The 24,403-nt window shown below is 75.8% G+C and carries 23 protein-coding genes and 2 pseudogenes; 8 read left to right on the forward strand and 17 right to left on the reverse strand.

Annotated elements, in window-relative coordinates:
* The first annotated feature begins 15 nt into the window (after positions 1 to 15).
* The 3 genes and pseudogenes from rfaE2 (at position 16) to AC230_RS05925 (ending at position 2,905) form a co-directional block, all read left to right on the forward strand.
* Positions 16 to 1,431 (forward strand): D-glycero-beta-D-manno-heptose 1-phosphate adenylyltransferase, encoded by a 1,416-nt coding sequence (rfaE2, locus tag AC230_RS05915; RefSeq protein WP_049714816.1) that lies wholly within the window; start codon positions 16 to 18, stop codon positions 1,429 to 1,431.
* Positions 1,428 to 2,357: pseudogene (locus tag AC230_RS05920) on the forward strand (glycosyltransferase family 9 protein); the annotation flags it as partial. The gene rfaE2 and the pseudogene AC230_RS05920, both read left to right, overlap by 4 nt.
* Positions 2,358 to 2,677: 320 nt before the next feature.
* The gene (locus AC230_RS05925; protein ID WP_049714817.1) at positions 2,678 to 2,905 is read left to right on the forward strand and encodes a DUF6480 family protein; all 228 of its coding nucleotides are present in this window, start codon (positions 2,678 to 2,680) and stop codon (positions 2,903 to 2,905) included.
* A 238-nt stretch (positions 2,906 to 3,143) separates the two neighbouring features.
* Here AC230_RS05925 and AC230_RS05930 read toward each other — a convergent pair whose 3' ends face one another.
* Positions 3,144 to 4,466: an MFS transporter gene (locus tag AC230_RS05930; protein ID WP_049715073.1), complete on the reverse strand. Its 1,323-nt coding sequence runs from the start codon at positions 4,464 to 4,466 to the stop codon at positions 3,144 to 3,146.
* A 375-nt stretch (positions 4,467 to 4,841) separates the two neighbouring features.
* Positions 4,842 to 5,372: a DUF1360 domain-containing protein gene (locus tag AC230_RS05935; RefSeq protein ID WP_049714818.1), complete on the reverse strand. Its 531-nt coding sequence runs from the start codon at positions 5,370 to 5,372 to the stop codon at positions 4,842 to 4,844.
* Between the two features lie 222 nt (positions 5,373 to 5,594).
* Between AC230_RS05935 and AC230_RS05940 the strand changes: the two genes are divergently transcribed.
* Complete coding sequence (locus AC230_RS05940; protein WP_049715074.1) at positions 5,595 to 5,750, forward strand: hypothetical protein; 156 nt, start codon at positions 5,595 to 5,597, stop codon at positions 5,748 to 5,750.
* Positions 5,751 to 5,768: 18 nt separating this feature from the next.
* Here AC230_RS05940 and AC230_RS05945 read toward each other — a convergent pair whose 3' ends face one another.
* The 13 genes and pseudogenes from AC230_RS05945 to AC230_RS32895 all read right to left on the reverse strand — a co-directional run bounded on the left by AC230_RS05945 (position 5,769) and on the right by AC230_RS32895 (position 17,811).
* Positions 5,769 to 6,461, reverse strand: a complete 693-nt coding sequence (locus tag AC230_RS05945) for an HAD family hydrolase (RefSeq protein ID WP_241833092.1) — start codon at positions 6,459 to 6,461, stop codon at positions 5,769 to 5,771.
* A complete protein-coding gene (locus AC230_RS05950) occupies positions 6,446 to 7,636 on the reverse strand; it encodes an alcohol dehydrogenase catalytic domain-containing protein (protein WP_049714819.1) in 1,191 nt (396 codons plus the stop codon). The genes AC230_RS05945 and AC230_RS05950 overlap by 16 nt, the downstream gene beginning before the upstream one ends.
* Before the next feature lie 131 nt (positions 7,637 to 7,767).
* Positions 7,768 to 8,865, reverse strand: a complete 1,098-nt coding sequence (locus AC230_RS05955; RefSeq protein WP_049714820.1) for an enolase C-terminal domain-like protein — start codon at positions 8,863 to 8,865, stop codon at positions 7,768 to 7,770.
* Complete coding sequence (locus AC230_RS05960) at positions 8,862 to 11,258, reverse strand: GMC family oxidoreductase (protein ID WP_078870971.1); 2,397 nt, start codon at positions 11,256 to 11,258, stop codon at positions 8,862 to 8,864. Before AC230_RS05960 ends, AC230_RS05955 begins: the two co-directional genes overlap by 4 nt.
* Positions 11,259 to 11,261: 3 nt before the next feature.
* A complete protein-coding gene (locus tag AC230_RS05965; protein WP_049714821.1) occupies positions 11,262 to 11,714 on the reverse strand; it encodes a hypothetical protein in 453 nt (150 codons plus the stop codon).
* A 2-nt stretch (positions 11,715 to 11,716) separates the two neighbouring features.
* Positions 11,717 to 13,537 carry a thiamine pyrophosphate-requiring protein gene (locus AC230_RS05970; protein ID WP_049714822.1) on the reverse strand — a complete coding sequence of 607 codons (1,821 nt, stop codon included), beginning with the start codon at positions 13,535 to 13,537 and terminating at the stop codon, positions 11,717 to 11,719.
* A gap of 118 nt (positions 13,538 to 13,655) precedes the next feature.
* Positions 13,656 to 13,982, reverse strand: a complete 327-nt coding sequence (locus tag AC230_RS05975) for a hypothetical protein (RefSeq protein WP_049714823.1) — start codon at positions 13,980 to 13,982, stop codon at positions 13,656 to 13,658.
* Between the two features lie 80 nt (positions 13,983 to 14,062).
* Positions 14,063 to 15,837, reverse strand: a pseudogene (locus AC230_RS05980) (complex I subunit 5 family protein).
* A 5-nt stretch (positions 15,838 to 15,842) separates the two neighbouring features.
* Positions 15,843 to 16,187: a sodium:proton antiporter gene (locus AC230_RS05985; RefSeq protein WP_049714824.1), complete on the reverse strand. Its 345-nt coding sequence runs from the start codon at positions 16,185 to 16,187 to the stop codon at positions 15,843 to 15,845.
* Positions 16,184 to 16,924, reverse strand: a complete 741-nt coding sequence (locus AC230_RS05990; RefSeq protein WP_049714825.1) for an MnhB domain-containing protein — start codon at positions 16,922 to 16,924, stop codon at positions 16,184 to 16,186. Before AC230_RS05990 ends, AC230_RS05985 begins: the two co-directional genes overlap by 4 nt.
* Positions 16,921 to 17,217: a Na(+)/H(+) antiporter subunit B gene (locus AC230_RS05995; RefSeq protein WP_049714826.1), complete on the reverse strand. Its 297-nt coding sequence runs from the start codon at positions 17,215 to 17,217 to the stop codon at positions 16,921 to 16,923. Before AC230_RS05995 ends, AC230_RS05990 begins: the two co-directional genes overlap by 4 nt.
* Positions 17,210 to 17,641, reverse strand: coding sequence for an MrpF/PhaF family protein (locus AC230_RS06000; RefSeq protein ID WP_049714827.1), 432 nt, complete (start codon positions 17,639 to 17,641; stop codon positions 17,210 to 17,212). Before AC230_RS06000 ends, AC230_RS05995 begins: the two co-directional genes overlap by 8 nt.
* Complete coding sequence (locus AC230_RS32895; RefSeq protein WP_198535423.1) at positions 17,638 to 17,811, reverse strand: hypothetical protein; 174 nt, start codon at positions 17,809 to 17,811, stop codon at positions 17,638 to 17,640. The genes AC230_RS06000 and AC230_RS32895 overlap by 4 nt, the downstream gene beginning before the upstream one ends.
* A gap of 205 nt (positions 17,812 to 18,016) precedes the next feature.
* Here AC230_RS32895 and AC230_RS06005 point away from each other — a divergent pair, with 205 nt between their 5' ends.
* The 3 genes from AC230_RS06005 to AC230_RS06015 all read left to right on the forward strand — a co-directional run bounded on the left by AC230_RS06005 (position 18,017) and on the right by AC230_RS06015 (position 21,494).
* A complete protein-coding gene (locus AC230_RS06005; protein WP_049714828.1) occupies positions 18,017 to 18,241 on the forward strand; it encodes a hypothetical protein in 225 nt (74 codons plus the stop codon).
* Between the two features lie 69 nt (positions 18,242 to 18,310).
* Positions 18,311 to 19,198, forward strand: a complete 888-nt coding sequence (locus AC230_RS06010) for a TIGR03619 family F420-dependent LLM class oxidoreductase (RefSeq protein ID WP_049714829.1) — start codon at positions 18,311 to 18,313, stop codon at positions 19,196 to 19,198.
* A gap of 262 nt (positions 19,199 to 19,460) precedes the next feature.
* Positions 19,461 to 21,494: an ABC transporter ATP-binding protein gene (locus AC230_RS06015; protein ID WP_053161003.1), complete on the forward strand. Its 2,034-nt coding sequence runs from the start codon at positions 19,461 to 19,463 to the stop codon at positions 21,492 to 21,494.
* A gap of 44 nt (positions 21,495 to 21,538) precedes the next feature.
* Here the strand turns inward: AC230_RS06015 and AC230_RS06020 are convergent, their stop codons facing one another.
* Positions 21,539 to 22,174 (reverse strand): GNAT family N-acetyltransferase, encoded by a 636-nt coding sequence (locus tag AC230_RS06020; protein WP_049714830.1) that lies wholly within the window; start codon positions 22,172 to 22,174, stop codon positions 21,539 to 21,541.
* A gap of 416 nt (positions 22,175 to 22,590) precedes the next feature.
* Between AC230_RS06020 and AC230_RS34230 the strand changes: the two genes are divergently transcribed.
* Positions 22,591 to 22,716 carry a hypothetical protein gene (locus AC230_RS34230; RefSeq protein WP_277816837.1) on the forward strand — a complete coding sequence of 42 codons (126 nt, stop codon included), beginning with the start codon at positions 22,591 to 22,593 and terminating at the stop codon, positions 22,714 to 22,716.
* 9 nt (positions 22,717 to 22,725) lie between these two features.
* On the opposite strand, the gene AC230_RS06025 is transcribed toward AC230_RS34230, so the two are convergent.
* A complete protein-coding gene (locus AC230_RS06025) occupies positions 22,726 to 24,207 on the reverse strand; it encodes a GntP family permease (protein ID WP_198535425.1) in 1,482 nt (493 codons plus the stop codon).
* Positions 24,208 to 24,403 lie beyond the last annotated feature (196 nt).

Here is a 24,403-nt window from a genome sequence, read left to right on the forward strand (position 1 = left end):
GAGAGGCGGTGGGCCATGAGCGCACCCGTCCCCCTGCTCGTCGTCGGCGACGCGCTGCTCGACCGGGACCTGACCGGCACCGCGGACCGCCTGGCCCCCGACGCCCCCGTCCCCGTCCTCGACGACTGCGAGGAACGGCTGCGGCCCGGCGGCGCCGCCCTCGCCGCCTACCTGGCCGCCCGCTCCGGCCGGGAGGTGACCCTCGCCGCGCCCCTCGGCGAGGACCCGGCCAGCCTGCGGGTGCGGGCCCTCCTCGACCCCTGGGTCACGCTCGTCCCCCTGCCGCTCGACGGCCCGCTCGCCGAGAAGACCCGCGTCCTGGCCGGCGGCCGGCCGGTGGTCCGCCTGGACCGCGGCCGCGGCCGCGCCGCCGGCACCACCCGGCAGGCGCTGCGCGCCCTCGCCGCCGCGCGCGCCGTCCTGGTCGCCGACTACGCCCGGGGCGCCGCCGACGCCCTGCGCCCCGCCCTCGCCGCCCGCGCCCCCGGCACCGCGCTCGTCTGGGACCCCCACCCGCGCGGCCGCCACCCCGTGCCCGGCGCCCGGCTGGTCACGCCCACCGGCGGCGAGGCCCGACACCTGGCGGCCGACGCGCGGGACGCGCACGACGCGGGCGAGGACGAGTCGCTGGCCGCGGTCGCCCGCCGGGCCGAGGTCCTCGTACGCCGCTGGCGGGCCATCGGAGTCGCCGTGACCCTCGGCGGGCGCGGCGCCCTGCTCTCCGAGGGCGACGGCCCGCTGCTCGTCCCGCCGCCCGTCCGGCACGGCGGGGACGCCTGCGGCGCCGGCGACTGCTTCGCCGCCACCGCCGCCGGGCTGCTCGGCGACGGCGCCCTGCCCGCCGAGGCCGTCCAGGCGGCCGTGGCCGCGGCCACCCGCTACGTCGGCGAGGGCGGCGCCGGTGCCGTCTCCGGCCGGCCCGACCCCGCCGCCGTCCCCCCGGACCGCGCCGACGGCGACGCCCTCGCGCTGGCCCGGCGGGTCCGGGCCGCGGGCGGCACCGTCGTGGCCGCCGGCGGCTGCTTCGACCTGCTGCACGCCGGCCACGTCAGCCTCCTCCAGCAGGCCCGGCGCATCGGCGACTGCCTGGTCGTCTGCCTCAACTCCGACGCCTCCGTGCGCCGCCGCAAGGGGCCCGGCCGGCCCATCAACCCCGTACAGGACCGCATCCGCGTCCTGCGCGCCCTGCAGTGCGTGGACGCCGTCGCCGTCTTCGACGAGGACACCCCCCAGGCCCTCCTGGCCCGGCTGCGCCCGCACGTCTGGGTCAAGGGCGGCGACTACGCCGTCGAGCACCTCCCCGAGGCCGGGCAGCTCGCCGCCTGGGGCGGCCAGACCGTCCTGCTGCCCTACCTCGACGGCCGCTCCAGCACCCTGCTGGCCAGCCGGGCCGCCGACAGCCCGCCCGCCCCGCCGCCGGGGACCCGGTGACCGCCCCCGCCGGCCGGCCCCGGCTGCTCGTCCTGCGCGCCCTCGGCCTGGGCGACCTGCTCACCGGCGTGCCGGCGCTGCGCGCCCTGCGCCGCGCCCACCCGGGGCACGAACTGGTCCTGGCCGCGCCGGGCGGGCTCGCCCCCGCCGTCGCCGCGACCGGCGCCGTCGACACCCTCCTGCCCGCCTCCGCCCCCGGCCGCGCCGTCCCCCGCGTCCTGCCCTGGCCGGGCCCGCCCCCCGACCTCGCCGTCGACCTGCACGGCAACGGACCGCCCAGCCACCGCCTGCTCTCCGCCCTGCGCCCCGGCCGGCTGTTCGCCTTCGCCCACCCCGGCACCCCGGAGATCACCGGGCCGCCCTGGCGGGCCGACGAGCACGAGCGCGAACGCTGGTGCCGGCTGCTGCGCGCCTACGGCCTCCCCGCCGACGCCACCGACCTGGCCCTCGCGCCGCCCGCCGTGCCCTCCCCGGCGCCCGGCGCCGTCGTCGTCCACCCCGGCGCGGCCTCCGCCGCGCGCCGCTGGCCCGCCGACCGCTACGCGGCCGTCGTCCGCCGCCTGCTGGCCGCCGGGCTCCCCGTCGCCGTCACCGGCGGACCCGGCGAAGACGCCCTCGTCGCCCGCACCGTCGTCCCCGGCGCCCGCGCCTTCCCCGGCGGCCTCCCCTTCGCCACGCTCTCCGCCCTGGTCGCCGGCGCCCGCGCGGTCGTCAGCGGCGACACCGGCATCGCCCACCTGGCCGTCGCCCACGGCACCCCCAGCGTCACCCTGTACGGCCCGGTGGCCCCCGCCCTGTGGGGCCCACCCCCCGGATCCCCCCGCCACCGCCCCCTCTGGCACCCGGGCCCCCCGGGCGACCCCCACGGCCGCTCCCCCGATCCGCTGCTGCTGCGCATCACGGAGGACGAGGTGGTGGACGCGGTGGGGGGAGTGGTGGCCCTGGGGGCGGGGTGCGGCCCCTCCGGCCCGTCCGTCCCGTCTGGCCTGTCCGTCCCGTCTGGCCTGTCCGCCCCGTCTGGCCTGTCCGGCGCGTCCGGCCCGTCGCGGTCCCCGGGATCGCCCCGGCCCGCGCCGGAAGCCGTCGGGCCGGCGGATGCCGCCGCCCGCGGCCGGCCACCGCTCGATGCAGGGGCCCCGGAGGGGCACCCTGGAGGCGGGGCGGGTCCGTCCCCCGGTCCGGGGCCGTCGGACCCTCGCGACCGGTCCGCGCCGACCGGCCGGGCCCCGAGGAAGGGAGCACCGCCATGACCTTCGCCAATCCGGACCCGGATCCCGAGCGCACGCCCGGCCTGGAGCCGGGCGGAGGAGTCCCCCCGGGCGAGACGCCGCCCGGCGAGGACAGCACCGCCGGCGCGGGCCCCCGCGAGACCTACAACCCCACCCGCGGCTGGGCCAAGGGCCCGCTGCTCGCCATCGGCGTCCTGGTCGTGGTCTTCGCCCTGACCGTCATCGTGTGGGCCGCGCTGGTCTGAACCGCGGGCGGGGCGGGGCGGTCCCGAGGGCCGCGGCCGCGCCTGCCCCGAGCGCAGGGCAGGTACGGCGCGTACCCGCAAGTGCCCACGCGGCGCGGTGACGTCGGACCGCCGACGCGCGAACGGGCCGCTCCCGCGCGCCCGTTCCGGCCGAGGGCGACGTGCGCGGGCCGGCCCGTGCCGACGGACACCGCGTCCCGCGCACCGGGCCCGCGTCGTCCGCCCCGGCGGCCCCGCCTCAGGCCGCCGTCTGGAACGCCGGCTCGGCGGCGGGCGCGGCGGGCGCGGCCGGGGCCGCAACCGCCGCCCGGCGGCCGGTGGAGCGGCGGCGGGCCAGGGCACCGGCGGCGATCACGGCCACGATCACGACCCCGCCGGCCACGAGCGCGCCGCGCTCGCCCGCCCCCTGCACCAGCAGGCCCAGCAGCGGCGGGCCCGCCAGGCTCCAGCCGGTGCTGATGCTGCGCCACACGCCGAGGACCCGGCCGCGCATGCGCGGCGGGGGATCGGTCTGCAGAACCGTGGCCGTCGCCGTGTCGGCCACCGACTCGGCGATGGCCATGGGCACGACCATGACGAGCAGCATCCCCAGCACCGGGCTCAGCCCGGCGACGATCTGGAGCAGCGCCCCGGCCGCCGCCAGCAGGGCCACCAGCCGCACGGTCGGCCTGCGCAGCCGGCCGGCGACGACGGCGCCGACGATCCCGCCGACCGCCAGCAGCGCCGAGACCAGGCCGTACGCCCCGGCCCCGCCGTGCAGCGGGCCGGTGACGAGCGTGGCCAGCGTGAGCTGGTAGTTGCGGCCGAGCACGGCGCTCACCGCGCCGATCACGGCCAGCGCCAGCAGCGCCCGGCGGCCGAAGAAGAACGCCAGGCCGCCCCGGTCGTCCGCCGCCCGCTCCCGCGGTTCCGCCGCGGCCGCCGCGGCGGCGTCGGGATGCAGGCGCAGGAAGGGGATGACGGCGGTCACGAAGAGGAACGAGAGCCCGTTGACCGCGTACGCCCCGGCGGTGCCGATGGCCGCGATGCCCACGGCCGCGAGCGCGGTGCCCGCGAGCCGGCCGACGCTGTGCACGACCGACCCCAGGGCGATCGCCGACGGCACGTCCTTCTCCGGGACGAGGTCGTTGCCCAGCAGCGAGGTGGCCGGGCCGTCCACCGTGGCGATCAGACCGGTGACGGCCGCGAGACCCATCAGCACGGGCACGGTCAGCATGCCGAGGCCGACCAGCGCGGCGGTGGTGAACGCCACCAGCGCCAGCAGGGCCTGGCTGACCGCGGCCGTCAGCTTCCGGGGCCAGCGGTCCACGACCGCGCCGCCGAGCAGCCCGAACAGGAGCCCCGGCGCTGCCTGCACGGACAGCGACAGACCGGTCGCGGCGGCCGAGCCGGTGAGCTGGAGCACCAGCAGGTTCTGCACGGTCAGCTGCATCCAGGTGCCCAGGTTCGACACCAGGTTCGCGGCGGACCACCAGCGCATGCTGCGGCTGCGCAGACAGCGCCACGGCGACCGGTCGCCGGTCGCGGCGCGGCGGCCGAGGAGCGCCCGCACGGGGCGCACCGCGGCGACGGAGGCGGCGGAAGGGGTGGTGGAGGGGGAGGACGGGCGGGGCGGGCGGAAGGAGAGGCGCAAGGGTCCGGTCCGGGGGTCGGGGAGGGCGGGCCGGCACGGTTCGCGCCCCTGTCCGGGCGGCGAGAGCCCCGCGGGGCGAGGAGCCCGGGGGCGAAGGCCGGGAGAACGCCGGGGGCCGCGCGCGGCACCTCGGCGTCCCCGACATCGTCACAACCGCTTCCCCGGCGGCGGAAGCGCTCCGCCTGTGGGGTCGGTCACCCTCGCCGAACTCCCTGCTCAGGCAGGCGTGTCGGAGCTCACAGCAGCGCGCGGCGCGCCCGTACGCGCCCCTGCTCCCCGGCTGCCGCCCGACCGCCCGGCCGGTTACTCGCCGACCGCCTGCTGCATCCGCACCCGCTGGAACTGCAGGAGGTCCGCCGCCGACAGCGCCGTGAGGGCCGCCGTCGCCAGCCGGGTGGGGCGCGGGGCGAGGACCCAGCCGGCCGCGATACCGGTGACGATCCACAGGCCCGTGCAGAACGGGCAGGTCAGGAGCTCCCCGACGACCTTGCGGGCGCCGCGGCCGCGGACCTCCTCGTCGAGCTCGGCGGGGCCGGTCGTACCCCGCAGGCGGGTGAACGGGACGCGCAGCGGGCTGGTCACCGGGTCCTTGGCGACCAGGCGCGCGAGCCGGTGGGTCGCCCCGGCGGCCAGCACCACGTCCCACGGTCCGGGGTCCGGCAGCGGCCGGCGGGTCAGCCGGGCGAGGCCGGCGAGGGCGCCGATGGCGGCGGCGTAGACGCCCATCGCCCCGGCGTAGGCGCCGACGGGATGGTCCCCGCCCCCGGTGTACGCCTCGGTCTCCTCCTCGGCGGCCTGCCGCAGGTGGTCGTCGGGTCGGTCGGGGCCTGGCATGGTGCCTCCTGTCCACGGACGCGGATTCGCCGGCAGCGCGCGGAGGGCGCTGGAAGACCGCCTGCCCCCACCGTCGCACGGCATGCCCGGCCCCGCAGGCGGCGGCGGACGGGCTCACCGGCACGCGCACCGGTTCACCAGCACGCGACAGAGCGGTCCCGGCGCGCGACACTGGAGGCACGAGCCGTGAACCCCGCATGCCGCCGTGGGGAGGTGATGGGCATGGTGCCCCTGCTCGTGGTCCTGATTCTGGCGATCATCCTGTTCGGTTTCGGGTTCGCCGTGAAGGTGCTCTGGTGGGTCGCGCTGGCCGTTCTGGTCATCTGGCTGCTCGGCTTCCTGGTGCGGTCCGGAGGAGGCCGCTGGTACCGCTGGTAGCCCGGTGCTCCCGGCGGGTCACGCACGCTCCCGGCGGGCGAACGGGCTGTCGTCGAGCCCGGCGAGCAGGGCGGCCGGGTCCCGGTAGACGGCCAGGGCGCCCGCCTGCTCCAGCTCGGCGCGCCCGATGCCGCCGGACAGCAGGGCGACGCACGCCACGCCCGCCCTGCCCGCGGCCTCGACGTCCCACACGGTGTCCCCGACGAACAGGGCCCGCTCCGGCCCCGTCCCCGCCTGTTCCAGCGCCCGCTCCACCGGCTCCGGGGCGGGCTTGCTCAGGTCGACGTCGTCCGCGCTCGTGGCGGCGGCGATCGCGTCGTCCGCGCCGATCGCCCGCCGCAGCGCGGCCAGTTCGCCGCCCTGGGCGGACGTCGCCAGCACCACCGTCCAGCCGCGCCCGGCCAGCGCCCGCAGCAGCTCGGGCGCGCCGTTCAGCACGGGCAGCCGGTCGGACCAGGTGGCGTAGACGGCCTTGTGGGTCTCGCTCAGCTCCTCGTCGCCGCCGCGGTCGCGGTCCTCGCCGAGCAGCCGGTCCAGCAGCCGGTCCGACCCCATGCCGATCGTGTGGTGGACGTCGGTCATGGCGACGCGGTGCCCGGCCCGGTGGAACGCCTCCCACCAGGCCACCGCGTGCAGGTAGTTGGTGTCGACGAGAGTGCCGTCCACGTCGAACAGGGCGGCGCGCCCGGGGGTGTTCACATCGCCGCCCACGGCAGCAGCAGCGTCTTGACCATGCCGTCCTCCTTGCCCTGGAACCTCCGGTACGCCTCCGGGCCCTGCTCCAGGGGCAGCGTGTGGGTGGCGAACCCCTCGACGCCGAGCGGGTCGTCGTCCGTCAGCAGCGGCAGGATGTCGTCCACCCAGCGGCGGACGTTGGCCTGGCCCATGCGCAGCTGGATCTGCTTGTCGAAGAGGGTCATCAGCGGCATCGGGTCGGCCATGCCGCCGTAGACGCCCGCCAGGGAGACGGTCCCGCCGCGCCGTACCGCCTCGATCGCGGTGTGGAGCGCGGCAAGGCGGTCCACACCGACGCGTTCCATCAGCTTCTCCGCCCAGGGGCCGGGCAGCAGCCCGACGAACTGCTGGGCGGCCTTCCAGCCCGGCGCGCCGTGCGCCTCCATGCCGACCGCGTCGATGACGGCGTCCGTGCCGCGGCCCTCGGTCAGGTCGCGGACCGCGGCGACGACGTCGCCGGCCCGCAGGTCGACGGTCGTCACCCCGCGGGCGGCGGCCCGGGCCAGCCGCTCGGGGACGAGGTCCACGCCGACGACCAGGCCCGCGCCCCGGTGCAGGGCGATCCGGGCGGCCATGTCGCCGATCGGCCCCAAGCCGAGGACGGTGACGCTGCCGCCGGGCGGGACGGCGGCGTACTCCACGGCCTGCCAGGCGGTCGGCAGGACGTCGGAGAGGTAGACGTACCGCTGGTCCGGCGGGCCGTGCGGCACGCGGACCGGCATGGTGTCGCCGAACGGTACCCGCAGGAACTCCGCCTGCGCGCCCGGCACCTGGCCGTACAGCTTGCTGTAGCCGAACAGGGCGGCGCCCTTGCCGCGCCCGCGCACCTGCGTCGTCTCGCACTGCGACTGCAGCCCGCGGCCGCACATGAAGCACGTCCCGCAGGCGACGTTGAACGGCACGACCACCCGGTCGCCGGGCTTCAGCGCGGTGACCTCCGGCCCGGTCTCCTCGACGATGCCGATCGGCTCGTGGCCGAGGACGTCGCCCGGTTCGAGGAAGGGGCCGAGGAGTTCGTAGAGGTGGAGGTCGGATCCGCAGATGCCGGTGGAGGTCACGCGGACGATCACGTCCGTGTCCTCCTCGATGCGGGGATCGGGGACGGCCTCCACGCGGACGTCCCGCTTCCCGTGCCACGTCAGGGCCCGCATGACAGCTCCCTCCCGTCCCGGGTGCGCGTCCCCGTCCCGGGTTCCCCACGGCGCCCCGCCCAAACGGGGCGCCGGGCCCCCGCGCCGCTCCGGCGTCCGCCGGCTCGCGTGACGCGGCCTCCGCCGGCGGCTCACCGCACCCGGTACGCCTCCGCCCGGTCCGGCCGCAGCGTCAGCCCGTGCCCCGGCGCCCCGTCCGCCCCCGGCCGCACCGCGCCGCCCGAGGGGTCGAGCGTCCCGTCGAACAGCAGCCGCTCGACGCGCACGTGGTCGTGGAACCACTCCGCGTGGCGGAAGTTGGGGACGGCCGCCGCGACGTGGGCGTGGGCGTGCGGGGCGCAGTGGGCCGACAGGTCCAGCCCGTGCGCCTCCGCCACCGCGGCGGCGCGGAGCCAGACCGTCGGCCCGCCGCAGCGGGTGATGTCGGCCTGGAGGCAGTCGACGGAGCCGGCGGCCAGCATGCGGCCGAAGTAGGGGAGGGTGTAGCCGTATTCGCCGGCGGTCACGTCCATGGCGACGGCGGCGCGGACGAGGGCCAGGCCGGGCAGGTCGTCGGAGGAGACGGGCTCCTCGAACCAGGTGACGCCGTGGTCGTCGAGGTGCCGGGCGACCCGCACGGCCTGCTTGGCGCCGTAGGCGCCGTTGGCGTCGGCGTACAGCTCCACCGAGGGGCCGACGGCCCGCCGGGCCCGCGCGACGCGGTGCCGGTCGCGCTCCTCCGCCCGCCCCCACCGCTCCCCGATCTTGATCTTGACGCGGGGGATCCCCGACTCCTCGGCCCAGCCCCGCAGTTGGGCGTCCAGCCGCTCGTCGTCGTACGTCGTGAAGCCCCCGCTGCCGTAGACGGGGACCTCCGCGCGGCAGGCGCCCAGCAGCTGGACGAGGGGGAGGTTCAGCAGGCGGGCCTTGAGGTCCCACAGGGCGAGGTCCACGGCCGAGATCGCGCCCGCGACCAGGCCCGGCCGGCCGGTGTTGCGCACCGCCCGGGCCATCGCGTCGTGCGCCGCCGGGACGTCGAGCGCGTCACGGCCGGTCAGCAGCGGGGCGAGCTCGCCGGCCACGACGTCCGCCGCGGCGGGCGCGCCGTACGTCCAGCCGAGGCCGCGGACGGAGCCCGAACGGACCGTCGCCAGCACCAGATCGGTCGCGTTCCACGACAGCGTCCCGTCCGCCTCCGGCCCGTCCGTGGGAACGGTGTAGACGGCGGTGGTGACGCTGTCGATCGTCACGAGGCACCCCCGGAGGCGCCCGCGGCCGCCAGCCGCTCCGCCGCCCGGTCGACGAGCGCCATGATGGTCAGCGCCGGATTGGCGCTGCCCTGCGTCGGCAGCACGCTGCCGTCCGTGATGAGCAGGTTCCGTACGGCGAAGGTCCGCAAGTCGGCGTCCACCACGCCGTGTTCGGGATCGCGGGCCATCCGGCAGCCGCCCACCAGATGCGCGTACCGGTCGATCGTCATCACCTCGCTCGCCCCGGCCGCCCGCAGGATGTCCTGCATCACCGCCTCCGCCGCCCGGATGAGCCGCCGGTCGTTGTCGCACTGGCTGTAGGTGAAGCGCGCGACCGGCAGGCCGTAGCGGTCCTTCTCGTCCGCCAGCGTCACCCTGTTCCCCGGCAGCGGCAGCAGCTCGCACAGCGCGCCCAGCGTCGCCCAGTGCACGTAGTCCTCCATGTAGCGGCGCAGGTCCTCGCCCCAGTGGCCCTGGGCCGCCACGTGCTCGGCCCAGGTGATCGGCAGCGGGGAGACGTTCTGGACGGAGAAGCCGCGCACGAACGGCCGGGACGGGTCCGTCTCGTAGAACTGCTCGCTGGTCACCTCCGGCGGCGGCGCCTTGTACTGCCGCACCTCCTCGGTGAACCGGCCGGAGACCTGCGGCGCGCCCTGCACCATCACGTAACGGCCCACCAGGTCGTGGTCGTTGCACAGCCCGTCGGGGAAGCGGCGGCTGGTGGAGTTCAGCAGCAGCCGCGGCGTCTCGATCGAATAGCCCGCGACCGCCACCACCTTGGCGCGCTGGAAGCGCTCCCTGCCGTGGCGCACGTACCGCACCCCCGTCGCCCGCCGCCCCCGCGCGTCCAGCTCGATGCCCGTCACCATCGACTCCGCCCGGATCTCCGCGCCGTGCGCCAGCGCGTCCGGCACATGTGTGATCAGCGTGGACGCCTTCGCGTTGACCTTGCAGCCCTGCAGGCAGAAGCCCCGGTAGACGCAGTGCGGACGGTTGCCGAACCGCCCGTTGGTGATCGCGACCGGCCCCACCCGCGCCTCGATCCCCAGCGCCGCGGCGCCCCGCAGGAACACCTCGCCGTTGCCCCCGACGGGATGCGGCGCGTGCGGGTACGCGTGCGGATCTCCCCAGGGCCAGAACTGCCCGGCCACCGGCAGCTCCTGCTCGATCCGCTCGTAGTACGGCCGCAGCTCCCCGTACGACAGCGGCCAGTCGGCCCCGACGCCGTCCTCGGAGTACGTACGGAAGTCGGACGGGTGGAAGCGCGGGGTGTAGCCGGCGAAGTGCACGGTCGAACCCCCCACACCCCGGCCCGAGTTGTTCGCCCCCAGCGGCACCGGGTCCGCCCCGTCGATGACCCGCGGATCGGTCCAGTACAGATGGTGCGAGGCGGCCTCGTCGCTGACCCAGTCGCTGTCCGGATCCCAGAAGGGGCCCGCCTCCAGGCAGACGACCGACCAGCCGTGCCGGCTCATGCGCTGCGCCAGCGTCGCCCCGCCCGCGCCGCACCCGACGACCACCAGATCCACCTCGTCCGCGTCGGAGAAGCGGCGCATCGACTCCCGCAGGGCGTGGTCGAAGCGGCGCTGGTCGCGGGGGAGCAGCCAGGCCGACGCGTTGCGCTCCCGGATCCGCCGCGGGGAGGCGGCGGTGCGCCGCAGCGTGCCGGCGGCCGCGCGGGCGAGGGCGGCCGGGCGCGGCGGCCGGGCCGGCCGCCGCCGGGGAGGCGGCGCGCCGTGCGCCGGCTCGCCCGGCGTCGGGTCACCGGTCACCGGCTCGGCGTCCCGGGCCTCCCACGGCTCGCGCCGGTCGAGCCCCAGCCGGAGGTAGCCGCGCGGGTAGGCCGGGCCGCCGAAGCCGATCTCGTTCCAGGCCCACGGGTGGGAGTAGAAGGCCGTGGTCACGTACCGGGTCCACAGCCCCCACACGTGGGAGGCGGGCATGCCGTGCCAGGGGCCCGTGCCCGTGGTGCGCACCGCCTCCACCAGCGTGGCCCGGTGCTCGCGCGGCAGCTCCGCGAAGCCGGTCCCGTAGCGCCCGCACGCGTCGGCGTCGAGGCCGTGCAGCGAGCGCCGCCACGCCTCGTCGTCCTCGGGCATGTCCGCGAACCGCCACCCGTCCGTCTGCCGCTCGGCCAGCCGCGCGTCGATCATCTCCAGCACCGGCACCCTGGGGTCGTCCCACTGGGCCAGCAGGTGGTCGAAGAGCGGGGCCGCGACGGCCTCCTCGGCGAGGGTGAAGAAGCGCAGTTCCGGCTGGCGGGCGGTGCGGGCGTGCACCACCGCCGAGGTCGTCGCGTCCCAGACGCCCGCCTGCGCGAGGACGTCGAAGCCGGGGAAGCGGGACGGGCGCCGCCCCGGCGTCGGGCCGTCGGGCCCTGCCCGGCGTGCCACGGCTCACCGCTCCCGGCGCAGCAGCGCGGCCACCAGCCCCATGCCGCCGACCATGGTCAGCAGCAGCGGGGCGAACAGCGGCGGGCCCATCTCGATGTTGTAGCGGGCCAGCGCCCAGCCGCCCGGCTTCTGGGCGATGCCGCGCACGTGCAGGTAGGTGCCCTGGAGGCCGTTGGCGGCGATGGCCGCCGACGCGAGCGGCAGCGCGGTCGCGGCCATCCGCTCGCTGGCGAACCCGGCGACGCCGGCGGCCGCGCCGACCGGCCCCAGCACCACCGGCCACCACATGACGCGGTTGCCGAAGCTCGCCCGGTCGTGCTCCAGGAAGATCTCCGCCGCCGTGATCACCGAGCCGGCCGCGGTGATCAGGGACAGCGACCGTTCGAACCGGCCGCGGCGGACGTTGCGCAGCAGCCGGCCCGGTGCGAACGGACCGCCCCCGCGCCGCACGCGCATCCTCACCGGCCCTTCCCCCCACCGGACTTGTGGTGCCGGGGGCCGCCCGGCAGCATTTCCTGGATCTTCGCCTTGAATCCCTGGCGCACCATGGCGGCCCGGTCGCTGTCGCCCTTGAGGACCGCCGAGGTCGCCGCCTCGATCTGGTCCAGGCTCGCGTGCGGCGGGATCGGCGGGACGGCCGGGTCGGTGCGGAAGTCGAGGACGAACGGCCGGTCGGCGGCCAGCGCCTGCGCCCACGCCTTGACCACGTCGTCGTGCTTCTCGACCCGGACGCCGTCGAGGCCGAAGGAGCGGGCCACGTCCGCGTACGGCACGTCGGGGATCTCCTGCGACGGCAGGAACTGGGGCGCGCCGGACATGGCCCGCATCTCCCAGGTCACCTGGTTGAGGTCGCGGTTGTTGAGGACGGCGACGACGAGGCGCGGGTCCTGCCACTCCCGGTAGTACTTGGCCGCCGTGATCAGCTCCGCCATGCCGTTCATCTGCATCGCGCCGTCGCCCACCAGCGCGATCGCCGGCCGCTCCGGGTGCGCGAACTTGGCGCCGATGGCGTACGGGACGCCGGGGCCCATCGTCGCCAGCGTGCCCGACAGCGAGCCGCGCATCGTCCCGCGCAGCCGCAGGTGCCGCGCGTACCAGTTGGCCGACGAACCGGAGTCCGCCGTCACGACCGCGTCCGCGGGCAGCAGCGGGTCCAGGGCGTGGATCACGTACTCGGGGTTGAGGGGCTCGGCCCCCACCGCCGCGCGCCGCTCCATGACCTCCCACCAGCGGGCCACGTTCTTCTCGATGCCGGCCCGCCAGTCGCCGTGCTCCTTCGGCTTCAGCCGCGGCAGCAGCCGCGCCAGCGTCTCCTTGGCGTCCCCGACGAGGTTGACCTCGAACGGGTAGCGCAGCCCCACCATGAACGGGTCGATGTCGATCTGCACCGCCCGCGCCTGCCCGAACTCCGGCATGAACTGGGTGTACGGGAAGCTCGACCCGATCACCACCAGCGTGTCGCAGTCCCGCATCATCTCGTACGAGGGCCGGGTGCCCAACAGGCCGATGGCGCCGGTCACATACGGCAGGTCGTCCGGCAACGCGTCCTTGCCGAGCAGGGCCTTGGCCACGCCCGCGCCGACCTGGTCGGCCAGCCGCTCGACCTCGGCGCGCGCCGCGCGGGCGCCCTGCCCGATCAGCACCGCGACCTTCTTGCCCTCGTTGACGACCTCCGCCGCCCGCGCGATCTCCTCGTCCGCCGGCACCGGCGCGTACACCGGGGCGCCCAGGCTGGAGGGGACCATCTTGAACGCGTGCTGCGGCGGCGTGTAGTCCAGCTCCTGGACGTCCGCCGGAATGACCAGCGCGGTGACCGTGCGGCGTGCCACGGCGGTGCGCAGCGCGCGGTCCAGGACGTTGGGGAGCTGCTCGGGAACGGTCACCATCTCGCAGAAGTCGGCGGCGACGTCCTTGAACAGGCTGAGCAGATCGACCTCCTGCTGGTACGAGCCGCCCATCGCGCTGCGGTTCGTCTGGCCGACGATCGCCACCACCGGTACGTGGTCGAGCTTGGCGTCGTAGAGGCCGTTGAGGAGATGGATCGCGCCCGGGCCGGACGTGGCCGCGCACACCCCCACCCTGCCGGAGAACTTCGCGTAGCCCACCGCCTCGAAGGCGGCCATCTCCTCGTGCCGTGCCTGGATGAACCGCGGGTTGTCGTCGGCCCGCCCCCAGGCGGCGAGCAGGCCGTTGATGCCGTCGCCCGGATAGGCGAACACCCGCTCGACGCCCCACTCGCGCAGGCGCTGCAGGAGATGGTCGGACACCTTGGCGGACATGGTTCTCCCTTCGCGTGAACGGCGGAACGGGGACCGGGGCACGTGCCGTACGGCTACGCGTGGCCCGAACGGGCCGGGGCAAACCCGCCGTGCCCGGATCCCCCGCCCGGTGCCCGGATCAGTCGCGGCCCAGGGCCCGCTTCAGCTCGTCCTTGGTCATGTGGGAGCGGCCCTCCACGTTCTTCTGCCGCGCCTCGTTGTAGAGCTGGTCCCGGGTCGGGCCGCCGGAGCCGGAGTGCGAGCGCCGCCCGCCGCGCCGGGAGGACGGCATGTCCTGCTTCGAGGTGCGGCTGGCGGTCTTCGACTCGCCCGTGCGCGCCCGCTCCTTGTTGACCGTACGGGCCGCGATCTCCTCGGCCCGCCGCTCGCTCTCGCCGCGGTCGAGGGCGCTGTCCTTGATGTGCTCGTACTGGCGCTCCCGCTTGGGACTGGATCCCCTGGGCATGGCTCTCTCCTCCGTCCGGGGTACTGCGCTCACCGTGACACCGGGACCGGACCGCCGCAGGGTGGGAGCCGCCGATCGGGTCAGCCGCCCGGCCACAGGACCAGGCCCGCCAGCAGCCCGATCCCCGCCGCCGTCCACGCGACGTAGTCGCCGACGTGGCCCGAGTGCAGCCGGCGCAGCGGCGCGAGCGGGAGGGCGCGCGGCAGGACGCCGCGCACCGCCGCCGCGGCCAGGCCCGCGGCGAGCGCCGCGGACAGCAGCCCCAGCCCCGCCCCGGACCACGACCACCACGCCTCCGTCCCCGGACGCGCGACGGCCCGGCCGTCCAGGGCGGCGGCCGCGTAGCCCGCGTGGTCGGTGAACGCCCGCGCGGCACCGTCCGCGCCCCGGGCGAGCGCGGGGACCGAGCCCGCCGCGAGACAGCCCGCCAGCAGCAGCACCGCCACCGTCACCATGGGCCGCGGCGGGCGGCGCACCGGCCGCTCCGTCTCCGGCTCCTCGTCGCCCCGGGTCTCCGGTTCCGACGTACCGGGCGCCTGCCCCGCCCCCAGGAAGACATGCGCCGCGACCCGCAGCACCGCCCCGCCCGTCACCGCCGACACCGCCACGAACAGCGGGGGAACCAGCCGGACTCCTCCTCCGCGAGGGCCTTGCCCAGGCCCGTGCCGAACGGCGGCAGCCCCGCCAGCGCCAGCCCGCCCGCGGCGAAGAGCAGCCCGACGGCCGCCGTGTCCCGCGCCCGGCCGTGCAGCGCGCACTCGTCCACGCTGCCGTGCCGGTCCAGCAGCACCCCGGCGCAGGCGAACAGCGCGCCCTTCGCGCCCGCGTGCCCCAGCACGTACAGGCACACCGCCGCCGCGCCCTCCGGCGTCCCCGAGGCCAGCGCCACGAGGAACAGGCCGACGTGGCCCACCGTCGAGAAGGCCAGCAGCCGCTTGATGTGCCGCTGCTGCCAGCACATCGCCGCCCCGGCCAGCGCGGTCACCACCCCCAGGACGAGCAGCGCCCGGCGCACGTCCTCCACCGGCACGCCGCCGGGCCCGCCGAACACCGTCACGCGCACCCGCGCCGCCCCGTACACCCCCAGCTCGACCATCACCCCCGACAGCAGCACGCACACCGGCGTCGGGGCGACCGCGTGCGCGTCCGGCAGCCAGAAGTGGAACGGCACCGCCGCCGCCTTCACCAGCAGCCCCGTCAGCACCAGGACGAACGCGGCCACCACGAGCGCGTCCCGGCGCGGCGCCGCGTCCAGTTCCCGGCCCACCTGCGCCATGCCCAGCTCGCCCGTGCGCGCGTACAGCAGCCCGATGCCCAGCAACGAGGCGTATCCGCCGAGGGAGTTGACGAAGCCGAACGCCAGGGCGCCCTGCACGGGCCGGGGTTCCTCGACCCGGTAGCCGGTCAGCGCGTACCCGACGACGCCCATCAGCTCGAAGAACACGAACGCGTCGAAGAGGTCCCCGGTGAGCGCGAAGCCGCACATCCCCGCCTGGAAGAGCAGGACCAGCGCCGGGTAGGCGCCCGCGTGGCCGTGCGGCGGCTCGTCGAAGTACCGCCAGGAGTAGACGAGTACGGCCGTCACCAGCAGAGAGGTCAGCGCCGCCAGCCCCAGGCCCACCGGGTCGCCGACCAGCACGATGCCCACGCTGTGCCCGTGCCGCGGCGTCCAGCCGCCCACCCAGGTGACCGCCGTGCCGTCGGCGAGCAGCCACGCCGACAGCGCGGCGGAGACGGCCGCGCAGCCGCACCCCACGCTCTCCGCCACGGCCCGCGCCATGTGCCGGCCCAGCCCCACCAGCACGGCCGCGCCGCACAGCGGCACCGCCACGGCCAACGGCAGCAGGCGCTCCACCGCGCTCAGCCCCTCAGCTCGAACAGCTCGTCGGGATCGACGGTCCCGTGCCGCTTGGCGGTCTGCACCACCAGCGCGAGCAGCAGCGCCGTCACCGTCGCCCCCACCACCACGTCCGTCAGCGCCAGCGCCTGCACGACCGGATCGACCACCCTCACCCCGGGCTTGACGTCGGAGAAGACGGGCGCGGTGCCGCCCCGGCGGTAGCCCACGGCCAGCAGCAGCACATAGGTCGAGGACTGGGCGACCGACAGACAGCCCACCGCGTGCACCAGGTCGCGGCTGGTGGCCAGGCCGTACAGCCCGGCCAGGAAGATCCACCCCGCGATCGCGTAGGGCAGCACGCTCACTCCCGCTCCCCTCCTCCTTCGATCTCCAGCGCCTGGCGCAGGAAATGGGCGAGCAGGACGACGACGGCCGACGAAACCTCCAGCCCGACGGCCGCGTTGAGCAGCGGCACCGTGCCGCCCGAGGCCAGCGTGCCGAACGTGCCGTACGGCAGCACATTGGCCAAGTACGCCGCCCCGGCCAGCAGTCCGCCCGCGCCCAGCAGGACGTACGCCGCCTCGCCCGCCGCGTCGCCGATCTCGTAGAGCCCGACGGGCCGGACGCGTTCCAGCGCCCGGTAGTCCACGGCCACGTACAGCAGGTGGAAGGCGGTGGCCACGACGACCCCGCCCTGGAAGCCGCCGCCCGGGCTCAACTGCCCGTGCGCGATCACGTACAGCCCCGTCAGCAGCGTCACCGGCAGCGCGGCGAGCCCGTAGCGGCGCAGCGCCGGCGGCACGGACGCGGGCTCCGGTGCCTCGCGGTGCTCGCCCCGGGTCTGCCGCAGCAGGACGACCGTGCCCAGCACCGCGGAGAACAGGATCGTCTCCTCGCCGAGGGTGTCGAAGGCCCGTTGGTCGAAGTTGACGGCGGAGACGGTGTTCGCCGTGTGCCGTGCCAGGGACGCCTCGACCGCCCGGTCGCCGTACGGGTGCCGGGCGCCGCCGAAGGCCGGCAGCTCCAGGAACGCGGCCGCCAGCAGCGCCGCCGTCGCGAGGAGGCCGGCGGCCAGGACGCCCAGCCGGAGGCGGCGGCTCATCGCCGCCTCTTCCCGCCCCCGCTGCCCGGCCCGCTCCCCGCCCCCTTCTCCGTCCGGCGGACCTTGCGCACCTTGCGCACCGTCAGCAGGATCATCAGCGGGGTGAGGGCCGAACCGACCCCCAGCTGGGAGAGCCCGACGTCGGGCGCCTGGAGCACCGTGAACGCCACCGCCAGCCCCAGGCCGAGCAGCGACAGGACGACGGCCTGCCGGGCCGGGTCCCGGTTGAACACCGCGGCGGTCGCCGCCGCCGCGACGAACAGCAGCGAGGCGGTGACGAGGACGTCATCCACGGCGCACCGCCCGGGTGGTGACCACGCCCCCGGCCAGCAGCAGCACCCCGATCACCAGCAGCTTCACCGTCGCCCGGCCCGGTCCCGTCACCACGCACAGCGGCAGCACCGTCGCGGCCGTGCCCGTCACGACGACCGGGGTGAGCCACCGGACCCCCGGCGGGTCGCGGTCCTCCTCCCCGAGGAGCAGCCGGGCGAACACCAGCGTCCCGGCCGGGCCCAGCACCGAGACGACCAGCGCGAGGTCGACGTAGGCCGGCCGCCCGTAGCCCTGGGCCAGCAGCAGGAACAGCAGGCACAGCAGGAGCGTCGCGAAGTTCTGCGCCACCACCCGCCGTCCGGGCGCGCCGCGCACGGCGCCCCACAGGGCCGGGCCCAGCCCGGCGGCCAGGAGCAGGGCGGCGGCGCCCAGCCAGACGTTCATCCGCGGGCCGCCCGCCGGGCGCCCCGGGCGGCCCCGGCCCCCGCCAGGGCGGCCACCGTGCCGACGCCGGCCTCCAGCTCGTCCACCGGGCCGATCAGCATGATCCACAGCACGGTGAGCCCGGCCCACCAGCCGAGGACCTCCACCGCGGCCTCCACCCTCCTGCGCACCCGGACGTCACCTTTCGGAAGAGACGGACCCCGAAGAGAGGACCCTGAAGAGACGGACATCGATTGTGGCGGGAACGCCCCAGTATCGGCCGGTGGGTACCGCCGGGCCGGGGACCGCCGGAGGCGTGTCGCCTCCCCGCCGGGGTACGCGTGCCCCCAGGACTCCCCGGGAATCCCCGGGTCCGCAGGAAAGGAGACACCCGTGATGGGCATGGGAGGGTGCATCGGCCTGATCGCCGTGGGCGCCATCCTCACCTTCGCCGTGGACTGGCACGTCCAGGGCATGAACGTCCACCTCGTCGGACTGATCCTCATGCTGGTCGGCTTCATCGGGACGACGGCGTATGTCAGCGTGTTCAAGCGCCGCCACACCCAACCGCCGCCGCCCGCCGCGCCGGTGATCGAGGAGGACCACCGCTTCACGCGGTGACACGGCCGTGTCCGGCATCACACGCCGCACCGCGCGGCCCCCGCACCGGCCCCCGCCACGATGGGGATCATGCAGACAGGTATCGCCCTGCCCCGGTACGGAACCCACGCCCGCACAGAGGCGATCGCCGGCTTCGCCCGGGACGCCGAGGAGGCGGGATTCGCCTCCCTGTGGGCGGGGGACCGCTCACTGACCCCCGTGGCCCCCGGCGACCTCTATCCGGGCCACACCCCCGACAACCCCTACCCGCCCGAGTACCGGACCTTCCTCGACCCCCTCACCGTCCTCACCGTCGCCGCCACCGCGACGCGCCGCGTGCGCCTGGGCACCAGCACCCTCAACGCCCCCTGGTACCCGCCCCTGTTGCTCGCCCGCTCCCTCACTTCGCTCGACCGGGTCAGCGACGGCCGTCTCGACGCCGGGCTCGGCACCGGCTGGATGCGCGACGAATACGCCGCCGTCAACGCCGACTTCACCCGCCGCGGCGCCCTCCTCGACGAGATCCTCGACATCCTGCACGGCATCTGGACCGAGGAGACCTTCGAGCACCAGGGCCCGCAGTGGACCATCCCCCGCGCCCACGTCGGCCTCCGCCCCGTCCAGCGCCCCCACCCGCCCGTCCTGCTCGGCGGCTTCAGCGCCGCCGCCCTGCGCCGCGTCGGCCGCCGCGCCGACGGCTGGGCCGGCGTCCTCCTGCCCCCCGAGGCCCACACCGCCCTCTGGACCACCGCCCGCCGCGCCGCCGCATCCGCCGGACGCGACCCCGACGCCCTCCGCCAGTGCCTCCGCCACAACCCCCGCCCCGGAGCCACCCCCGAAACCGTCGCCACCGCCCTCCGCCAGGCCCGCGACCTCGGCGCGGACAGCTGCTTCCTCGACCTCCAGCAGTGCGTCCGGGAACCGGACGAGGCACTGGAGCTGGGCATCGAGGCACTGGAGCGGACGCGCGAGGGCTAGCGGCCGGCGGGAAATCCGGATGCCCGCGCCGCCGCCCTGGCCGGGGGCCGGCGGCCCCGCTCGTCGCGTTCCCCTTCCGCACGGCCCTCACGGCCGGCCGTGACGAACGGCTGCTGGAGTGACCCGGGTCAACGCCCCTGACGTGCGCGGTCGTTGTTGTCGCGCATGGCCGGCTGCCACCCGTGACCATCTGAAGATCCTTCCGGTTAGGCACCGGGTGCCCACGACGGGGCGCTCTTTACCGAGGGAGGGAGAACGGACGATGGAGGACCCGTCAGGAAGTAAACCGGCAGGAAGTAAACAGGCCCCGCGCCGGCGCCTGTGGGGCGGCCCACGGGCGCGGAGCGAGGCACCGCTGTCGGAGAGCGAACGGCTGCTGTTCTCCGGCGCGTTGCGGCACGACAAGAAGTGGGCCGTCTACGAGGACCCGCTGCTGCGGATGTCGCTGTGGTCCATGGCCCGGCAGTTCCCGTCCATGCTCGCCACGGTGTGCAGGGTGGCCTGGGGCGTGGACCGCGCCGCGCTGCTGGTGGTCTTCGGCACGAACCTCGCCGCCGGGCTGATGACGGCGTTCGGACTGGTGGCCACCAACCAGGTGCTGGTGCACCTCTTCGCCGCCGGCCCGACCGCCGAGCGGCTGCGCGAGGCACTCCCGGCGCTGCTCTCCGCCGGGGCCGTCGCCGGGGTGTCGGTGGCGCTGGGCAGCTGGTCGGTGATGTACGCGGGCCGCCTCTACCCGAAGATCGAGCTCGCGTACACGGCCCGCTACTACCGGGGCATGGCCCGCTGCGAGATGGCGGCCCTGGAGAACAAGGACATCTACAAGGTCCTGGCGGCCGGCCGCTACGGCACCGACTCCGTCAAACGGATGCTGCGGTACGCCGTGGACATCCTCCACGACGTCGTGGGCTTCGCCGCCTCCGCCCTCGTGCTGGCCCTCCTCAACCCGCTGCTCGTCGCCGCGCTCGCCCTGATCGCCGTACCCCGCTGGCTCGCCGCCGTCGCGGTGGTGCGCCGGACCTACGCCTCCATGCACGTATGGCTCGACCACACGCGGGCGGTGGACACCATCACCTACCCCATCACCCGCGTGGACGTCAGCGCCGAAGTACGCGTGCACGGCGCGGGGAAGCTGCTGATGGACGCGCACGCCGACATGGCCGCCACCGCCGCCCGCGAGAAGGCCCGCCTGGCGAGGGCCGAGGCCGGCACCGAACTGGCCGGGTCGGCGGCCTCGGGCCTCGGACGGCTGTGCGCGTACGGGCTGTTGTGGCTGCTGCTCACCTCGGGCGGCATGCCGCTGGCCGCCGCCGGCACGGCCGTGCTCGCCATCCGCACCTCGACCGGCTACCTCGCCGGGCTGGTCATGCAGTTCAACCACATGGTCGAGGAGTCCATGTACCTCGGCGACCTCGACGAGGCGTGCGCGCTGACCGCCCGGCACGCGATCCCGGAGGGCGGCCGGGACGTCCCCCGGGGCGGCTTCGACGTGGTCCTCGACCGGGTGTCGTTCCGCTACCCGAACACCGACAAGTACGCCCTGCGGGACGTGTCGTTGGAGATCCCGCGCGGCAAGGTCGTCGCCCTCGTCGGGGAGAACGGATCGGGGAAGACGACCCTGGCCGGCCTCGTCGCCGGGCTGTACCTGCCCACGGACGGCACCCTCGCCTTCGGCGGTGTCGACGTGCGGGAGGCCGACCGGCAGCAGGTCTTCGACCAGATCGCCGTCCTCTCCCAGGAGATCGCGCACTGGCCCATGACGGTGCGGGCGAACATCCACATCGGCCGCTCCACCGTTCCCCGCCGCGACATCCAGCGACGGGCCGAACGGGCCGCGGCCGAGGCCGACGTCCTCGGCGTCATCGAGGACCTCCCCCACGGCTGGGACAGCATCGCCGTCAAGGGCTTCGAGCGCGGCGTCAAACTCTCGGGCGGGCAGTGGCAGAAGCTCGCCACGGCCCGGGCGCTCTACCGCGACGCGCCGCTGCTCATCGTGGACGAGCCGACGGCGGCGCTCGACCCCAAGAAGGAGATCGAGACGTTCGCGGCCCTGCGCGAGCTGACTGACGACGGCACCACCGTCCTCATGATCACGCACCGGCTCGCCGCCACCGCCACGGCGGACCTCATCCACGTCCTCCGCGACGGGCACCTCATCGAGTCCGGCACGCACACGGAACTGATGTCCGTCGAGGGCGGCCACTACCGCGAGTTGTACGAACTCCAGGCCGCCCAGTACGGCAACGGCAGCGGCACCGTGCCCGCCCCGAGAAAGGAGCAGCCGGCGGGCACCTGACACCCCGGGGGGCGGCGCTCCGAACACGGCCCGCCGCCCCCGTCTCACGGCCGGTGGACGCACTCGGCCAGCGTCGCGTGCCGCTTCCAGCCCAGCGTCTCGTAGAGGGCGCGCCCGGCGTCGGTGGCACCGAGCACGCCCAGGACCGCGCCCTGTTCCAGGGCGTGGTCCGCGAGCGTCCGCATCACCAGCCCGCCGAGCCCGCGCCGCCGGTGGGCCTCCTCGGTCACCACCCGGTCCATGACGGCGGCCTCGCCGACGACCGCCATCTGCCCCTGGGCGGCGCGCCCGCCGGACGCGTCCCGTACGCGGACGTGGACGACGCCGCCGCCGACGGTCTCCACGGTCGCGGTGTACCCCTCGGGGGCGACCGGGCCCGTGGCCACGAGATCGGCGGCCATCAGATGGGCGTCCTTCCGGGCCACCTCCCAGCCCCGCGGCAGCCAGGGTGCGATCTCCTCCGGTTCGGCGGGCGTCTTCATCCACGTCCGCGGCGCGGTCACGGAGGCGGCGGCACCGCGGACCAGCGCCTCCTCGGCCACCGGCAGGACGTGGCGCCCCACTTCGGCCGGTGTGCCGGCCACCTCGATCCAGAAGCCCCAGGGCTTCTCGACCGGCTCCGGCGTCCCCCGTGAAACGGCCCACCCGGCCACCCAGGTCCGGACCAGGTCCGCCACCATCGCATCCTCCCGACACAGACGCTGTCGCCGACGGCCAAGCAGCACAGTGATCAGCCGCGCACACTACAACCGCCGCCGTCACGCGGCAGCACAGCCGGGAGAGACTGTCACCTCCGCCCGCGCGGCCCCGCCGGACCCACGTGTTCCGGCACGACAAGTGGCCGAATCCGCCGTGCAGTTGACGTCTCGGTGCGGCATACTGGCCCCGGAGGGAGCCCCGGTTCCCTCGGTCCCTGCCGGCGGCCCCGACGGCCGCCGGCGGCCGGCAAGCCGACCACCGCGGCGCTCTGTGCAGCACGTTGCCCGCCCGCGGCGCCATCGGCCCGTGGCAGGGGGACGGGGGAGATACCCAACGGTGGTCTGCGCCCCCGCCGACTCGGAGCACGGGCCCGGATCGCCGGAGCGGAGGGCCCGCCATGACCGATGTCCTCTCGTTGATCGCCGGCGTTCTCGGCGTGCTCAGTGCGGCGCTGGGCCTGGTGGCCGAGGCGCGCCGGATCCGGCGCCGGGCCGACGGCGGCCGGGACGGGGGCCGGGGGTAGCGTCCGTGCTCAGACCACGGCGTTCAGCGTCAGCACCACGCCCAGCGACGTCAACGACAGCAACGTGTGGGAGACGGTCCAGGTGCGGAGCGTCCCGCCCACCGTGAGGCCGAAGTACTCCTTGAACATCCAGAAGGAGGCGTCGTTGACGTGCCCGAGGAACGCCGCGCCGGAGCCGAGGGACAGGGCGAGGAGCGCGGCGTGGGGGGAGTCGAGGCCGCCGGCCATCGGGCCGACGATGCCGGCGGCCGCCACCGTGGCGACCGTGCCGGAGCCGGTCGCCGTCCGCATCAACGCGGCGACCAGCCAGGCCAACAGCAGCAGCGGGATGTGCAGATGCTCCGCGGCCCGGCCGATCGAGGCGTTGACGCCGGAGTCCTGGAGGGCCACCGAGTAGCCGCCGCCCGCCCCCACGATCACCAGGACGCCGGCCATGGGCGGGAACGACCGGGAGAGGGTCTCGTGCACCTCACGGCGTGAGAGGCCGGCGCCCCAGCCGAAGGTGACCAGGGCCACGAGCACCGCCACGAGCAGGGAGATCATCGGGGTGCCGAGGAAGACGACGGCGGACCGCAGCGCGCCGTGTGCCCAAGGGAACGTGTCGCAGGAGGACTTGAGCATCATCAGGACGATCGGCAGCAGCACGGTCCCGAGCGTCACGGAGAACCGCGGCATGCGCCGCCCCGTCGCCCCGTCGCAGGGCGCCTCCCGCACGCCCTCCGCCGGGACGCCGCCCGGCCCCGCGGGCACGAGGACGCGGGCGCCGCCGGGCACGGCGGCCCGCGGCGCCTCCGCCGCGACGAGCGCCGCCGCGTCGGGGACGCGGGCGGTGACCCGCGGCCAGATGTACGCGGTGAACAGCGGCCCGACGACGACCGCGCAGGGAACGGCGACGACCAGCCCGTACAGCAGCGTGAGGCCGACGTCCGCGTGCACCGCGTCGACGGCGACCAGCACGCCGGGATGCGGGGGCACGAGCGCGTGCACGGTGGCCAGACCGGCCATGGCGGGGACCCCGACCCGCAGCACCGGGCAGCCCGCGCGCCCGGCGATCCGCAGGACCAGCGGCACCAGCATGACGAAGCCGACCTCGAAGAACATCGGCAGGCCGACGACGCAGGCGATCGCCGTGACCGCCCAGGGCAGACGTCTCGGCCCGGTGACGCGCGTGAGCGTCGCCACGATCTGGTCGATGCCGCCGGAATCCGCCATCAGCCGGCCCAGGACGGACCCCAGGACGATGAGGACGCCGACCTTTCCCATGATGTGGCCGAGCCCGGTGGCGAAGGAGTCCGCCGCCTTCGCGACGCCCGCCCCGGACAGGAGGGAGACGGTCAGGGCGCCGGCCATCAGCGCCAGGAACGCGTGCAGTTTCGCCCAGCCGATGAGGAGGACGACCACCGCGATGGACAGGCCCACCAGGACCAGCAGCCAGGTGTCGTGACCCGACCAGGCCGCGGAATGCGCTGCCGCCGCCACCGTCATGGGCATGGACCTCCCCGTTCTCGTTCTCCCGTTGTCGTCCGACGCGGCTGTCGCCTGACGCGCAGGCACCGTAAGCGCGGGCCGTGCGCCCCCACCAGGCGAATCGGCGATTGCGTCGATTGATGGAAGCCGAATAAGTTCCGTGCTTTCCGCTCGTTCCGTGCACGCGGCGGCGCTGTCGGTCCCCCCGGTTACCCTGACG

This window comes from Streptomyces caatingaensis, from assembly GCF_001187435.1.
In the GTDB taxonomy this organism is placed as follows: Bacteria; Actinomycetota; Actinomycetes; order Streptomycetales; family Streptomycetaceae; genus Streptomyces; species Streptomyces caatingaensis.